Below are 14882 nucleotides of genomic sequence, written 5' to 3' on the forward strand. Positions count from 1 at the left end.
GGGCCGCCCACCACGGGCGGCCCCCGTCGTCGCTCCCCGATGGCGTATGCCGTCACTCCGCCGGGCTCCCCCGCCGCCGGGGCGTCTGCCGGAGTATCAGACCCGCCCCCACGCGCTCCGTCTGACAGGTACGCCGTTCGGTCGATTCGCCTGAAGTGAGGCGTGCCCGGTGCTTGACTGGACGGGTGCCACGGATGGGAGGGCGGTTGTGATGGGCACACAGCTGCGCGGGCCGGCAGAGGTCGCGCCATGACCCATGTCCTCGACGCGCTCCCGCTCGACTTCACCGACCCGAAGGTGCAGCAGCTGGAGACCGCGCTGATCCAGACCTTCCCGACGGCGGGTGACCTGCGCATGGTCCTGCGCAAGTCCGGCATCTCCGAGGCGTACGTCAACCTCCTGCAACCGACGGCCGCCGCATGGCAGGAGGTGCTCGACGTCGCCCGCAAGCAGGACCGCCTCAGGGTCCTCGTCGCAGTGGTGATCCGCGAGCCGAACTCGGCCGCGATCCGGCCCATGCTCGAGGCGCTCCTCGCCGACACGCTGGCAGCGACACCGAGCGCCGAGGCACCTCCTCCCGACGAGCCGATCGCCTGGAAGAGCGACCCCACCCCCGACGGGCTCGAGCGCCAGATCGGGGCCCAGTCGACCCTGCTCGACGTGTCCTTCCTCCAGCGCGGCATCGAGATCAGCCCGTCGGTCGTCAAGCTCGTCGTCACGCTGAACGACGAGATGCGTTACAACGGAACGGGATTCCGCATCTCCGACGACCTACTCCTCACCAACCACCACGTCCTCTTCGACGACCAGGGTCCGGCCACGACCGTCGAGGCGTGGTACGGCTACGAGCGGTCGTTCGCAGGGGCGACCCGGGAGCCACAGGTCATCGCCTGCGACCAGGGCACGATCGTGGGGCGCAAGGACCACGACTGGGCAGTCGTCAAGGTCGCGAGTCCCCTTCCGGCACAAGCGCGCCCGATCGAGATCGCGGGGGCACCGACGCCGGCGGTGGCGGACCGGGTCTACATCATCCAGCACCCCGACGGGCGGGTGAAGCAGATCGGGATGGTGCACAACACCGTGGTCAAGGTCGACGACGACAGGATCGGCTACCTCACCGACACCGAGGGCGGCTCGTCGGGCTCGCCGGTCTTCGACGAGCAGTGGCGCCTCGTCGGGCTGCACCACCGGTGGGAGACGGACGTCGTGGGCGGCCGACGGCGCATCTACAACCAGGGAGTCCGCATCGAGCGCGTCGTCGAGGGCCTGGCGGCCGCAGGCGTCGTCCTGGAGGGGGCGGCCTGATCATGGGCTACCTCGACCACCGGTTCGACCCCGGCACCCCGGCCGGGCAGTACGTCGTGGAGCGACTCGGGTCCCGCTACTTCGAGAAGCAGCCGATCCAGGAGCTGGCCCTGGCGGCCGGCGTGCAGCGCGACCAGATCTTCTGGGAGCAGAAGGCGTCGCAGCTGTGGATCGACGTGCTCGAGACGGCGTGGAAGCAGCAACGGTTGCGTCTGCTCTTCATCGCCATCTCCCAGGACGCCGGCGCCGACCGGATCTTCCAGGACCTCGCGGCGGAGCCGACCGATCACGAGGTCGTCGAGATCCCGCCCCAGTCGGGTCAGTCGCAGCCGGTGGTGGCCGGAGCCGTGGCCGCCGTGGCCGAGGCGGTCGGGGCGATGTTCACCGCCGCGGTCCTCTGGGACGACGTGCCGCTCATCGACCGCACCGACCTGCGCGGCCACGTGCAGCGGATGCTCGGACCCGGCGGTAGGCGGGCGCTGCTCGTCAGAGGCCCCAGCGGTGCCGGCAAGACCCACACCCGCCAGTTCATCCGCTACGTATCCGAGAACGCCGTGCCACCGAACGGCACGAAGGCGAAGGTCAGCCCCGTCGACGCCGCCCGCCGCGCCGGCAGCCCGATCGACGTCCGTGAGCTGGCCGACACGGTCGCGCGCTTCGTCGTCGGCGAGCCCGCGCCGAACTTCGACCCGACCGCCCAGCCGCAGACCGTCGTGTGGCTCTTCAAGGACTGGCTCGTGGCGGAGGTGGCCGCCAAGGGCGACATCCAGGACTGCTGGCTCGTCTTCGACGGCTTCGACCGGACGACCGCCACGGCCGCGGCGCTGCAGCTCGTCATGGAGCTGGCGCAGTCGGCCGCGGTCCGTGACCTCGGGCCGGTGCGCGTCATCGTGCTCGGCTACGACGACCCCCTCTCCGAGCCGGACCAGGCCCTCGTCGAGCCCCTCCGCCACCCCGGCGACGACGACGTCAAGGCGTTCATCCGCGCGTACGCGACACGGGCGCAAGGCATCTCACCCGGCGCTGACGCAGTCGACGCCGTCTTCGACGAGCTGGTCAGCGACGGCGGTCCCGTCGCCGACCGCCGGCTGGTCGAGCTCGGTCCGAGCGCGTACGCCCTCTGTCTCGACGTGTTCGGGGCGCTCCCGTGAGCGGGTCCCCGTCCGGGCGGACCCCCGTCGTCACGGCCGAGGACGTCCGGGCCCGGCTGGCCCAGCGGGCGTCGGCACGGTCGGCACCGTCAGCCCCGAGGCCCCAGCCCACCGCGCCGGAGGCCTCGGGGGCAGCCGCCGTGCCCTCGTCGACGAGGGACGTCGAGCCTGCCGCGACGGGCCCCACCAGTGACGCAGCCGCCCCGGACCCCGCTCGGCAGCGCCTGCGCGAGCGGGTCGCCTTGCTCGACTACTTCACCGTCGACGCCCTCGAAGGCCGTACGACGCGAGAGACCCCGCGACACCAGGAGATCGACGGCTTCATCGGCACCGACTGCGAGCTCGTCACCACCAGGTCAGGAGGGGGCGCATGGCGCCTGCGGCCCGAGGTGCGCGCCGACGTCCTGAGGTCACTCGGCCCCGGCCGGGCAGTCGCGCTGACGACCGGGCGGTGGGCCGTCGCCCCCGCACCCGACGACGTGACCCACCGGATGGCGGTCCGTCTGATCCACGGGGACACGACGCTCCGCGCGCTCGCGCCGGCCGAGCTGACCGGCATACTCAAGGCCGCCGTCTGGCTGGAGGGTCTCGGGCTCGACCTGCCGGCCGCCGCGGACGTGCAGTCGGCCCTCGACCTCGCCAACGTCCTCACCCCGCTGCGGGCGGTGTCCACGCCGGACTTCGTCGGACGCGAGGTCGAGCTGGCCCAGCTCGAGGCCCACGTCATGGGTGGACCCGGAGGCCTCCCCCTCGCCCTCCACGGCCCCGGCGGCGTCGGCAAGTCGACCCTCCTCGCGACCTTCGTGCTCGACCACATCGAGGGGACAGCCGCGCGCCCGCCGATGCCCTTCGCATACCTCAGCTTCGAGCGGGCCGAGCTCGACCCGGAGTTCCCGATCGGGCTCATCGCCGAGGTGTGCCGTCAGCTCGCTCTCCAGTCGACTGACCTCGCCGGGCCGCTCGGCGAGCTGCGCCGGGAGATCGTCGCCGTCGTCGAGGCGGAGGCGGCGCTGCAGCGCGAGACGTCGAGCTCTCGGGGGCTCGGCACCAAGGACGCCGTGCGTCGGCACGTCGACGAGGACTCGTTCCTCATGGAGCTGAGCCAGCGGCTGCGGCGCGCCTGGGGCAGCAAGCCGGTGCTCGTCGTCCTCGACACGTTCGAGGTCGCGCAGCGGCGGCGCCGCTCGACCCTGGGCCGTCTCAACCGCACGCTGCAGAGCCTCCAGCGTCAGCTGCCGTCGCTGCGGGTCGTCGTCGCGGGTCGGGCCGAGGTGACCGAGCTGCAGGTCGAGAACCGACCGCTCGAGGGGCTCGACGACACCCAGGCGAGGCAGTTCCTGCGCCGCGCGGTCGCCGACCTCCCGGTGACCGACGCGCTCGTGGACTCCGTCGTCGAGCAGGTCTCGGGCAACCCGCTGAGCCTGCGGCTCGCCGCCGACCTCATGCGCCGCGAGGGTCCCTCCGTGCTCGCCACGAAACGTGGTCGACGGCGTCTGCTCTTCGACCTCCGGGCGGAGCAGGTGCAGGGCGTGCTCTACCGCCGGATTCTCGACCACGTGGCCCGCCCGATCCGGCCGCTCGCCAACCCGGGGCTCGTCGTCCGGCAGATCACGCGTGAGGTCATCAGCGACGTCCTGGCGGTGCCGTGCGGTCTCGGGGAGCTCGCGCCGGAGCGGGCGGCCGAGCTCTTCGAGATGCTGCGCGGAGAGGTCTCGCTCGTCACCGAGTCGCGCTCCGGCGTCCTCGTGCACCGCGCCGACGTCCGCCAGGAGATGCTGCCGCTGCTCGACGCGGAGAGCCCGGAGCGGGTTGCCGAGATCCACCGCCGCGCCGTCGCGTTCTACGGTGCCCGCTCCGGCACCGACGACCGCATCGAGGGGCTCTACCACCGGCTCATGCTCGGCCAGGCCTCGTCGACGCTCGACGCCCACTGGGACCGCGGCGCCGGGCCGTTCCTCGAGCCGGCGATGAGCGAGCTGCCGCCGTCGTCGCGGGTCTACCTCGCCGGCAAGCTGCGGCTCGAGGTCGACGCCGCCGACCTCGCCGAGGCCGACTACACCGCCTGGGCGCGGCAGGCCACGAAGCAGGCCAGGTCGCTGCTCGACTCCGGTCGCCCGGCCGCCGCCTGGGACCTCCTCGCCGCCGACGACCGCCAGCCGCGCCTCGTCGAGGTCAGCCGACTGCGCATCGAGGCGCTGGCCACCCTCGGCCGTCACGAGGAGGCGATGGCCGAGGTCGACGCGGCGGTGAGCGCCGCCGAGGAGCGTCCCCTGTCGCTCGACTACATCGAGCTGTGCATCGTCGGCGGCCGCGTCGCGGAGGACGCGGGCGACCTGGAGCGGGCGGCCCGGCTCTTCGTCGACGCCCGGGAGAGCGCCACCGACTTCGGGGCGCGGTCCGCGGCGCTGACGGCCGGCGTCGGCGTCCTGCGGATGGTCCGGCGCCAGGGAGGCCTCGGGTCGCAGTCGGCGACCCGCCGTCTGCGCGGTGAGCTCATCGCCGAGGCGGCCGGGCTCACCGAGCAGGACAAGGCGAGCCACCCCGGTCTCGTGCGCGAGCTCGCGGCAGAGCTCGGGGACGCCGTGCCGAGCCTGCTCGCCGACGCCTCCCTCCACGTCGGGGTCACCTCGGCCGGCGACGACGCCTCGGGCCACGACGCGAGCACCCTCGACGTCATCCAGGCCAACATCCGCCGAACGATCGAGAGCGACCCCACCATCGGACCGACCGACCGAGACCTCGACGAGGACGAGGAGGAGACCGCACCCGACGTCGGCGACCTGTCGTCGGCGGTGCAGGGCCACGCGCTCGCCGAGGCCGTCAAGGCTCTGCCCGACGACCTCGACCTGCGCGAGTCGGTGAAGAAGTACTGGCAGGGCGAGGCCGACCGTCCGTCGTTCGACTACAACGCCGACAGCTGACCGCTGACGGGCCACCGCATCACGCGAGAGGGGACGTCAATGCCCACGAAGCCGAAGGCCGATCCGCCGGACCCGAAGCCCGATCCCGCGCCGGGTCCGGCACAGCCCGGGCCGGGGGAGCCGGACCCTGCGCCGGCGCCCGCGCCGGCGCCCGCGCCGTCGACCAGTGCCTCCGCGAGCGGTGCGAGCTGGCGCTGGCTCTTCTGGGCCGCCATCGCGATCGTCTTCGCCTACGTCGTGTTCGTCCTGCTCGCCTTCGTCCGCGCCGACGACAAGCTGCCCGAGACGGACTGGAGCCGGTCGGTCTACGTGCTGCTCGGTGTCGAGGCCCTCGCGTTCACGGCCGTCGGCTGGCTCTTCGGCCGCGAAGTGCACCGCGGTGAGGCGCAGGAGGCGCAGAAGCACGCCGACGAGGCGAAGCACGTCGCGACGCTCGAGAAGGACCGCGCCGATACCGCGAAGGACGCCGCAGCACAAGAACGTTCGCGGGCCGACGCCGCCCAGACCAAGGGCCGGATCCTCGCGAAGGCGGTTCACTCCCTCACGGCGCCGGAGGAGACCGGCGGGGGGGACGAGAGGTCGCCTGCCGGCGGTCGCACCCGCGGCATCGACGGCCCGGCCGCCGGCTCGACGCAGGCACTCCGCAACATCGCCGACGACCTCTTCCCGTCGGACTGACGCCGGGTTTGTCGACGCGATGGCGTATGCCGCCCTCCCGCCGTCGGGCGCGTGAGGCCGGCTTTCGCGACCGTTTCGCCGACGAGCCGTCCGATCCGGTGATACAAAGCGGGCATACAGGGCATACGTGTCGTTCCTGAAACAACCCGGGACGCGGCCGCCCCCCGCCACCACCCGGAGGATGCATGTCGCACGACGACGCCAACACGTCTCACAGCCCGAGCCGACGCACGGTCGTCAAGGGTGCCGCCTGGACGATGCCCGCGGTGCTCGTCGCCGCGCCGGCACCGGTGGTGGCGGCGTCCGTGGCCCCGCTCACCTTCAGCGGATCCGCCTGCAAGCTCCCGGGCGGCTCGTCGGACACGTACAAGGGCTACGTCTTCGAGCTCGTCGCCACGAGCGCGGGCGGTTCCGACAACACGGTCACGGTCATCACCGGGGTGACCGTCGACGGGATCGCTGAGCCGCACTACGCCGTGTCGGTCAAGACCGGCTCCTGCACGTGCTCCTCGTGCGGCAGCGCCCCGACGAACCACCAGTGGTGCACCCAGAGCGGCGCCGGCACGCAGCGGGTGCTGCTCTACACCGACGGAGCGGCGAGCGGCACGAGCTCCAACAGCGAGGTCTGCGTCACCTACACCCGCTACCGCTGCGACTGCTCGCCCGTGGTCGGCTCGCAGCCGGTCACGATCTGCAGCGGTCGGCGCTCGACGCCGCCGATCACGGGCGGCGGCGGCGCCTGCCGGATCTCCGACGTCTTCCCCCTGCCCGCCTGAACACACACGGACACGGGCCGGGCGCGATGCCATCATCGCCACGAGGTGGGCGAGGACAGGGGTTCGGGATGGATGGACACGTCCGACGACGGCCCGTGCGGGCTGCAGTGCGCCTCGCGGCTCTGTGTGTCGTGGCCGGGTCGCTCGGGGCGTGCGGCTCTGCCGCCCCTCCACCCGCCTCGCGACCGCTCACGACGGCAGCGGGCGTCGTCGCCGAACCGCCCGCGACAGCTGCGTCCACGACACCCTCCGCGACACCCTCGGTCGCCGTCCCGGCCGACCTCACGATCCGACGGAAGACCTGGGGCGGCCTGTGCCCGGGCGGTCCCTGCGGCTCCAGCCTCGTCGTCACCGCGTCCGGGGCATGGGTCCTGAGCTCCGAGGGCGCCACCAGGACCGGCACCCTCCCCTGGGCCCGCGTCGTGGCCCTGGCCCTGGCTGCGCGCTCCAGCCATCTCGACACCGCCACCGGCACCCCGGACTGTGCCGCGAACCACGATGGCACGTCGGTCGCCTACTCCTGGACCATCGACGGCGTCACCCGATCGGCCTCCTCGTGCGACCACCCGATCGACCGCAGCGACCCCCTCGCCGTTCAGGTCGAGGAGGTCGCGCGGAGCATCAAGGCCTGACCGGATCGGTCAGCCGAGGGCGTCATCGCGCCCGCTCCGGGGTGGGCTGGTTTCGGCGAGCGCTCGGACGCACTACCGTCGAGTGGTGAGCGAGCCGAGTGTCGAGTCCCCCGTCAACGAGTCCCCCGAGGACGGGCCGCAGATCGCGGACGCCGCTCCCGAGCCCGAGCGCGTCTCGTTTGCCGACCTCGGTCTCGACGACAAGGTGCTCAAGGCGCTGCGCGACGTCGGCTACGAGTACCCGTCGCCGATCCAGGAGGCGACGATTCCGGCCTTGCTCGACGGGCGCCACGTCGTCGGGCTCGCCCAGACCGGCACGGGCAAGACGGCGGCCTTCGCCCTCCCCATCCTCAGCCGGCTCGACCTCAAGCAGAAGAGCCCGCAGGCGCTGATCCTCGCGCCGACGCGTGAGCTCGCCCTGCAGGTCTGCGAGGCCTTCGAGCGGTATGCCGCCCACCTCAGGGGCGTGCACGTGCTGCCCGTCTACGGCGGGCAGGCCTACGGCGTCCAGCTGAGCGCGCTGCGCCGCGGCGTCCACATCGTCGTCGGCACCCCCGGCCGCATCATGGACCACCTCGAGAAGGGCACGCTCGACCTCAGCGAGCTGCGCTTCCTCGTCCTCGACGAGGCCGACGAGATGCTCAAGATGGGCTTCGCCGACGACGTCGAGACGATCCTCGCCGACACCCCGGACGACAAGCACGTCGCGCTCTTCTCCGCGACTATGCCCGCGCAGATCCGGCGCATCTCGAAGAAGTACCTCCAGGACCCGGTCGAGATCACCGTGAAGACGACGACGTCGACGGCGCCGAACATCACGCAGCGCTACCTCACGGTGAGCTACCCGCAGAAGGTCGACGCCCTGACCCGCATCCTCGAGGTCGAGAACTTCGAGGGGATGATCGTCTTCGTCCGCACCAAGAACGAGACCGAGACGCTCGCGGAGAAGCTCCGGGCCCGAGGCTTCTCGGCGATGGCGATCAACGGCGACATCGCCCAGAACCAGCGCGAGCGCACCGTCGACCAGCTGAAGTCCGGCAAGCTCGACATCCTCGTCGCCACCGACGTCGCGGCCCGCGGGCTCGACGTCGAGCGCATCAGCCACGTCGTCAACTACGACATCCCGACCGACACCGAGTCCTACGTGCACCGCATCGGGCGCACCGGCCGGGCCGGCCGCAGCGGTGACGCCATCTCGTTCGTCACCCCGCGCGAGCGCCACCTGCTCAAGGCCATCGAGAAGGCGACCCGCCAGTCGCTCACCCCGATGAACCTGCCCACGGTCGACGACATCAACGCGACCCGTCTCACCCGGTTCGACGACGCCATCACCGAGGCCCTCTCGACCGACAAGGTCGACTTCTTCCGCGACGTCATCGCCCACTACGTCAACGAGCACAACGTCCCCGAGGCGGACGTCGCCGCGGCCCTGGCCGTCGTGCTCCAGGGTGACGAGCCGATGCTGCTCGACCCCGATCCGGTCCGTGCCGCACGGACGTTCGACGACCGTGGCCCGCGCGACCGTCGTGACGACCGCGGTGACCGCGGAGGTCGGCCGGGTCGCAACGACCGGAGCGACCGCGGAGACCGAGGCGACCGGGGACCGAGGCGCGGCACGTCCGGCCCGATGGCGACGTACCGGATCGCGGTCGGCCGACGACACAAGGTCGAGCCGCGCCAGATCGTCGGCGCCCTCGCCAACGAGGGTGGTCTGGGGCGCCAGGACTTCGGGCACATCGACATCCGCGCCGACCACTCGCTCGTCGAGCTGCCGGCGACCCTCCCGCCCGGCACGTGGGACAAGCTGCGCTCGACGCGCATCTCGGGCCAGCTCATCGAGCTGAGCGAGTCGCAGGAGCGCGGCAGCCGGCCGGCGCAGTCCAAGCCGTACCGCAAGGGCCCGCGCGACTGACCCCACCGAGCGGCCTCGTCGGCCTTCGGTCTCAGGTCCCACCGTCCGGCCGTTGACAGCGGAGCGCTCGGTCGAGGGGCTCCCGACGGCGCACGGTGCGCTCCCCCCTGTGCAGCACACCCTGCCGTTCCGTCAGCCCGTGCCGGGCCCCGGCTCCCTGAACGCCGACGAACCTCCACGAACTCGTCCAACCCCCACCCTCGTCGTGCCATTCTGAAGGCCGGAGCGGATCACTGTCGAGTGTCGTTTCAGACACCTTGACGGCGACCGCGCTCGGCTCTTCGCAGGGCTTCGGCTGACGGCGGCGGCACTCGCCCTCGTTGGAGGAGGAGACATGGTGCTCAGTCGACAGGTGGCGTCCGCCAGCGTGGCGCGAGACCTCGCTGTGGCTGCCGCGCGCGGCGAGCCCTTGTTGCCGTTGCTGCCCGCCGTCGTCGAGGTCCTCCGAGCCGACACGGGCGTGGGGCTCACCCGCCTACGTCGGACCGGCCAGGGCATCGACGTGTCGGTGGATGTCGCCGGTTCGGCCCCGATCACGCCGGCCATGGGTCGCCTCGCCGCCGAGGTCGCCGACCGGCACCCGGCGATCCCCGTGCTTTCGACCGCCGGAGCGGTCCGGGTCAGCGACCTCGTCCCGATCAGGGACTTCTGGCACACGGACGTCTACGAGCGGATGCACGGACACGTCGGCGGGCGATACCCGGTGGCGATCATGCTCCACAGCTCCGCGACCGACGTCGTGTTCCTCGGCGCCCACCGCGGCACCGTCGACTTCAGCACGGAGGACCTCCTGCTGCTCGAGGCGATCCAGCGCCCACTCGTGGCGGCGCTGGCGTTCCGGGCCGCGCTCGACGAAGCCATCGCGGTGCTCAGCGACGACGGGATGGCGCTGAGCTGCGGCTCCCTCAGCGAGGACCTGGCGCCGATCGCCGCCCTCTGCGCCGCCTACCGCCCCACCCAGCGCGAGGCGGAGGTGCTGAGCCTCGCTGCCGCCGGGTGGACCAACCTGCGCATCGCCCGCCGGCTCGGCATCACCGAGCGCACCGTGCGCAAGCACCTCAGCTCCGTCTACGAGCAGTCGGGTCGCCGCGGCAGAGCGTCCGCCGCGGCATGGTGGGCGGCCCAGCAGGACCACGGCTGAGCGATGGCGTATGCCGTCCGCTCCGGCCCGCGCCCCCGACCTTCTCGTAGGGTCGGCACATGGGGGACGACTTGACCGCACCACTGCCGGTGCGGCGCGTGCGACGGTCGACCGACGCCACGCTCACCCCCACACAGTGGCCGGCGACTCTGGCCCCGATCGCGCACGTCCTCGACGGAGGCCTCGACCTCGCACCCGCGACGATCGTCGTCGGTGAGAACGGCACCGGGAAGTCCACGTTCGTCGAAGCGGTCGCGGTGGCATACGGCCTCGCTCCCGAAGGCGGCTCGACGGGCGCCCTGCACGCCACGCGCCCGACGGAGTCGCCTCTGTCACAGTCGATCTCACTGGAGCGGGGTGCGGGCGCCTCGAGATGGGGCTACTTCCTGCGCGCCGAGACGATGCACGGCCTGTTCACCTACCTCGAGGACAACCCGTCGCGTCGCCCCGAGCCGCGCTTCCACGAGCTGAGCCACGGAGAGTCGTTCCTCGCGATGCTCAACTCGGACCGCTTCACCGGTGAGGGCTTCTTCGTCATGGACGAGCCCGAGGCCGGACTGTCGTTCCACGCACAGCTCGCGCTCGTCGGGGCCCTGATCCAGCTCGTCTCGCAGCCGGGCGTGCAGGTCCTCATCGCGACCCACTCGCCCGTCGTGGCGAGCCTGCCCGGTGCGCTGATCCTCGAGTTCGACGAGGACGGCATCCACGAGCGGGCCTGGGACGACCTCGACGTCGTCGACCACCACCGCCGCTTCCTCGAAGCGCCAGAGCGCTACCTGCGACACCTCCGCTACTGAGCCGGCGCGACCGTCTCGAGGGGGACGACGGGAGTGGGCCGCCCACCAACGGGGACCAAGCGACGCAGTCGCATCGACGGCCGCTCGACGAGCAGCCACGACGCCCATGCGACAGGCACGGTGATGGCGACGGACAACACCGCGAACCAGACCGAGCCGACTGATGCTGCGACCCCAGCGATGATCATCAGCTGCTGGAGCGGATAGGCGAAGAGATACAGCCCGTATGAGATGTCGTGACGCGTGCCGACGCGTAGCGGCAGACGCGCACCGAGCCAGAGCAGGGCAAACGCGAGCGGCAAGGGGGCGACAGCGAGGTAGAGCGTGTGGTTGGACGCCAAGCACCCAGTCACGACGCCGGCGGCGGCAACCGCCATCCATGGCGACGACGGCAGCCGCTCGCGGATGAACCACAGCAGCACCCCCGCCGCGAAGAAGGCCCAGAGGCGGGCCAGGTCGGGGTCGAAACGTGGCGCGACTCCCGCGCCGAACTGCATCGTCGTCAGCACGGACAAACCGATCAGAATGCGGGATGCAGTGCGCGCCCCGAAGCCAGGCAAAGCCACGAGGAGTCCGAAGAAGAGGTATGCGCCGGCCTCGAAAGTGAGCGTCCAGAGCGGCCCGTTCCACAGACCCGCGTAGGGGACGCCGTGCGGGCTGCCGCCGATGCCGAGGATCGGCGTGACGAGCATGGAGTTCCATGTGACGTACTTGCCCGCCTCGTCCCATGCATACGGGGAGCTCGTGATCTTTGCGGAGACGGGCGCCACGACCAGAGCGGTGAACAGGAGAACCGCCCAGTAGGCGGGCACGATCCGTAGGGCTCTTCGCCAGAGATATGGCCGCATGCCCATCCTCGTGCGACTTCCGGTGATGAGGAAGCCCGAGATGGCGAAGAATCCGTCCACCGCGAAGCCACCGGCATACGGCATCGGTCCACCCGGACCGTGGACCAGCGAGTAGGAGTGCTCCAGGATCACGATCGATGCGAGAACGAGGCGCAGGGCGTTGAGGGCGTTGTCACCCCCAGTGAGACCCACGTGCAGTCGCTCGGCTCCCCCGCTCCCCCTAACTGGCATGGGGCCAGCGTGCACGAGCCACGACAACGTGACAGATGAACGCGAAATCCTTTGGTATCAAGGAGATTCGATAACATCCCAAATGGTCACGAATGGGACCCGCTCAGGGTCGACGCGCGATCTGTCGGCCGCGCCTCATTCTTCCAGGAGGACGTAGTCGGCCGTCTGGCTCACAAGGTGCCAGACGCCGGAGGCACGCATGGCTGGAACGACGGAGGCGTCTGATGGCAGGACGGCATGGGTGCAGCCGACCTGGGCGGCATAGTCCTGCCAACCCGGCTCGGCGGCGACGAAGCCGAGGTAGGTCCTGATGCGCTCCACGGTGTAGAGCTCGACGCGGGTGTCCATCGTGGGACGCAGTCCGGGATGGCGGAGCATGAGCCACCCACCGTCAGCCTGGTCGTTGCACACGACAGTGCCGGCAGGGAGCCGGTCGAGCGCGGCGTCCAGCCCGTTCGGTCCGATCCCGGGCGAAGCCGCAGCCACCGGGGCGAGGACGGCCGCCAGCACGAGGCTCAGGCCGCTCGAGAGCAGCACCGCGAGCCGCTCACTGCGCGGGACGGCGGAGCCGTTCTGTCGGGCCAGTCGTTGGAGTGCCAGGGCGGCCAACGGCGCCAGCACGACCGCGGCAAGCCCGGTGGTTCGGGACCACGTGACTGCGAGCACCAGGCCCAGGACAGCAAGCAGCGCGACCGTCCACTCCCCACGGCCGCGGACGACCTGGTCCACGACCACCACGGCTACGAGCAGCAACGCCGCGAGCATCCCCGGGCTAGTCAGGCCCGGGGCCTGCCACTCGTTGATCAGCCCGGTCACACCACTCACCTGGAAGGGCGAGATGAAGAGTCGAGGTCCCACAGGCGTCAAGGCACCGACGGCCACTGAGAGCACCGGCACCGCGGCGAGCCGCGCCGCCTCGCCAAGGGAGAGGCGTCGCTCGAGGAACATCCCGACCACGACAACGCCACCGAGGACGGGACCGATGAACCACATGCCGTGGCTGCACGCCCAGAGCCAGGTGAGCGGTACAAGCCACCAGCGAGCACGTCCGTCCTCGCGGGTCAGGAGCCACGCGCTCGTCGTGACCGCTGCCAGAGCGAACGTGACGAGCTGGGGTCTGGGCGAGAGGCTCCCGCTCAGGGCGACGAAGGTCACCGCCAGAACGAGAGCCGAGACGAGGGCTGACGAACGGCGCCGGCACGCGGCATACACAGCGACGCCGACGAGCAGCGAGCCGAGGCAGAGCAGCCATGCGATGCCAGGGAGGCCGTATGCCGCGTGCGCCCCGTGCATGAGCACCTCGGGCAGCCACTGGTTGAGGATCCACACCTTCTCGGTCGCGGCGCCGAAGGGGTCATCGAGGACGAACTGCCTTGTCTGCGTGAGGTGCTCGCCAGCCACGATGTGCCAGTACGCGTCTGGGTCCTTGAGCGGTCCGAGCGGTTTGAGGGCGAACAGTGCAAGGACCAGGGCGGGCAGGAGCCAGCCGAGCCGAGCCGCCGGTGAGCTCGGCCCGTGATCTTGGGCCGCACCGGGCCTCGGGTCCGTGACAACGGCCACGGTGTCGGTCAGCCGCCGCTGAAGGCCTGCATCATGCGGATGCCGCCTGGGCCGATGATGACGATGAAGAGCGCCGGCAAGATGCAGAACATCAGCGGGAAGAGGATCTTGATGGTGACCTTCTGGGCCTTCTCCTCCGCCTTCTGGCGACGGACGAGGCGCATGTTGACGGTCTGCTCGCGCAGGACGCCCGCGATAGGCAGACCGAGACGGTCAGCCTGGACCAGGGCGGTGATGAAGTTCTTCACCTCGGGCAGGGTGACCCGGTCGCCCATCGAGCTGAAGGCCTCGCCGCGCGACTTGCCGATCTGGATCTCGGACAGGACGCGGGCGAACTCGCCGGAGATCGGGCCTTTGACGTTTCGCGCCACCTGGAGCAGCGCTGAGTCGAATCCCTGCCCGGCCTCGACGCAGACGCTGAGCATGTCGAGAGCGTCGGCCAGGCTCTTACTCGTCTCTTCCTGCCTGCGCAGGGCGACATTCTTGATGAGCAGGTCTGGGAGGAAGAAGAGGGCGGCACCGCCGATCACGGCGAAAAGGAGGGCATTGGGCAGCTGGAACTTGCCGTAGAAGGCCCCGAGGACGACACCGATCAGGAGGGCCGCGCCCTTGATGCCGAGGATGCGCTCGACGGTCCAGCCCGCGGGGTTGCCCGCTTGGTCAAGAAGCTTCGTGTATCGGTCGTCCGCGCCTCCCGGCGACAGCGCTCGGGCCAGACCCTTCGTGCGCTCGAGGATGGGTGCCACCAGCCGGTCCTTGGCCGCAAGGTCGGTCGTGACGACCTCACGACGGTCGACCGAGGCGTCGATAAGCATGAGGGACTTGGCCACACCACGTGGCTCACCACTGCTGAAGCTGACGCTCAGCACTGCCACGAGGACACCGACTGCGAAGAGGCCCGCGGCGACGTAGACGGGGTTCAGGTTCACG

At 71.0% G+C, this 14882-nt stretch carries 12 protein-coding genes; 9 read left to right on the forward strand and 3 right to left on the reverse strand.

What is annotated here, in order from left to right; translation table 11 throughout:
• Positions 1 to 249: 249 nt before the first annotated feature.
• From ASE25_RS15710 to ASE25_RS15750, 9 genes are all read left to right on the forward strand, one after another.
• Positions 250 to 1305: a trypsin-like peptidase domain-containing protein gene (locus ASE25_RS15710; RefSeq protein ID WP_056773897.1), complete on the forward strand. Its 1056-nt coding sequence runs from the start codon at positions 250 to 252 to the stop codon at positions 1303 to 1305.
• Positions 1306 to 1307: 2 nt separating this feature from the next.
• A complete protein-coding gene (locus ASE25_RS15715) occupies positions 1308 to 2456 on the forward strand; it encodes a hypothetical protein (protein ID WP_056826533.1) in 1149 nt (382 codons plus the stop codon).
• Positions 2453 to 5377 carry an ATP-binding protein gene (locus tag ASE25_RS15720; RefSeq protein ID WP_056826534.1) on the forward strand — a complete coding sequence of 975 codons (2925 nt, stop codon included), beginning with the start codon at positions 2453 to 2455 and terminating at the stop codon, positions 5375 to 5377. Before ASE25_RS15715 ends, ASE25_RS15720 begins: the two co-directional genes overlap by 4 nt.
• A 39-nt stretch (positions 5378 to 5416) precedes the next feature.
• Positions 5417 to 6055 (forward strand): hypothetical protein, encoded by a 639-nt coding sequence (locus ASE25_RS15725; protein ID WP_056826535.1) that lies wholly within the window; start codon positions 5417 to 5419, stop codon positions 6053 to 6055.
• 185 nt (positions 6056 to 6240) lie between these two features.
• Positions 6241 to 6831 carry a hypothetical protein gene (locus ASE25_RS15730; RefSeq protein WP_056826536.1) on the forward strand — a complete coding sequence of 197 codons (591 nt, stop codon included), beginning with the start codon at positions 6241 to 6243 and terminating at the stop codon, positions 6829 to 6831.
• A 95-nt stretch (positions 6832 to 6926) separates the two neighbouring features.
• The gene (locus ASE25_RS15735; protein ID WP_235508706.1) at positions 6927 to 7463 is read left to right on the forward strand and encodes a hypothetical protein; all 537 of its coding nucleotides are present in this window, start codon (positions 6927 to 6929) and stop codon (positions 7461 to 7463) included.
• Between the two features lie 142 nt (positions 7464 to 7605).
• Positions 7606 to 9375, forward strand: a complete 1770-nt coding sequence (locus ASE25_RS15740) for a DEAD/DEAH box helicase (protein ID WP_056775216.1) — start codon at positions 7606 to 7608, stop codon at positions 9373 to 9375.
• A 334-nt stretch (positions 9376 to 9709) separates the two neighbouring features.
• Entirely contained in the window at positions 9710 to 10516 is an 807-nt protein-coding gene (locus ASE25_RS15745) for a LuxR family transcriptional regulator (RefSeq protein ID WP_056826538.1), read from the forward strand.
• Between the two features lie 59 nt (positions 10517 to 10575).
• Positions 10576 to 11313, forward strand: coding sequence for an AAA family ATPase (locus ASE25_RS15750; RefSeq protein ID WP_056826539.1), 738 nt, complete (start codon positions 10576 to 10578; stop codon positions 11311 to 11313).
• Here the strand turns inward: ASE25_RS15750 and ASE25_RS15755 are convergent.
• The 3 genes from ASE25_RS15755 to ASE25_RS15765 all read right to left on the reverse strand — a co-directional run bounded on the left by ASE25_RS15755 (position 11307) and on the right by ASE25_RS15765 (position 14881).
• The gene (locus ASE25_RS15755) at positions 11307 to 12392 is read right to left on the reverse strand and encodes an acyltransferase (RefSeq protein WP_082622908.1); all 1086 of its coding nucleotides are present in this window, start codon (positions 12390 to 12392) and stop codon (positions 11307 to 11309) included. The two genes, ASE25_RS15750 and ASE25_RS15755, sit on opposite strands and share 7 nt — an antisense overlap.
• Before the next feature lie 135 nt (positions 12393 to 12527).
• On the reverse strand, positions 12528 to 13793 hold the full coding sequence (locus ASE25_RS15760) for a hypothetical protein (RefSeq protein ID WP_156415493.1): 1266 nt from the start codon (positions 13791 to 13793) through the stop codon (positions 12528 to 12530).
• A gap of 167 nt (positions 13794 to 13960) precedes the next feature.
• Positions 13961 to 14881 (reverse strand): type II secretion system F family protein, encoded by a 921-nt coding sequence (locus ASE25_RS15765; protein ID WP_056826541.1) that lies wholly within the window; start codon positions 14879 to 14881, stop codon positions 13961 to 13963.
• Between the last annotated feature and the right edge of the window lies 1 nt (position 14882).

This window comes from Terrabacter sp. Root85, assembly GCF_001429185.1.
Classification (GTDB): domain Bacteria; phylum Actinomycetota; class Actinomycetes; order Actinomycetales; family Dermatophilaceae; genus Terrabacter.

Bases quoted from the DNA above. Each gene is read 5' to 3' on its own strand.
- ASE25_RS15755 (WP_082622908.1), bottom strand. From the start codon at position 12,392: ATGCCAGTTAGGGGGAGCGGGGGAGCCGAGCGACTGCACGTGGGTCTC.
- ASE25_RS15710 (WP_056773897.1), top strand. From the start codon at position 250: ATGACCCATGTCCTCGACGCGCTCCCGCTCGACTTCACCGACCCGAAG.
- ASE25_RS15725 (WP_056826535.1), top strand. From the start codon at position 5,417: ATGCCCACGAAGCCGAAGGCCGATCCGCCGGACCCGAAGCCCGATCCC.
- ASE25_RS15730 (WP_056826536.1), top strand. From the start codon at position 6,241: ATGTCGCACGACGACGCCAACACGTCTCACAGCCCGAGCCGACGCACG.
- ASE25_RS15745 (WP_056826538.1), top strand. From the start codon at position 9,710: ATGGTGCTCAGTCGACAGGTGGCGTCCGCCAGCGTGGCGCGAGACCTC.
- ASE25_RS15715 (WP_056826533.1), top strand. From the start codon at position 1,308: ATGGGCTACCTCGACCACCGGTTCGACCCCGGCACCCCGGCCGGGCAG.
- ASE25_RS15750 (WP_056826539.1), top strand. From the start codon at position 10,576: ATGGGGGACGACTTGACCGCACCACTGCCGGTGCGGCGCGTGCGACGG.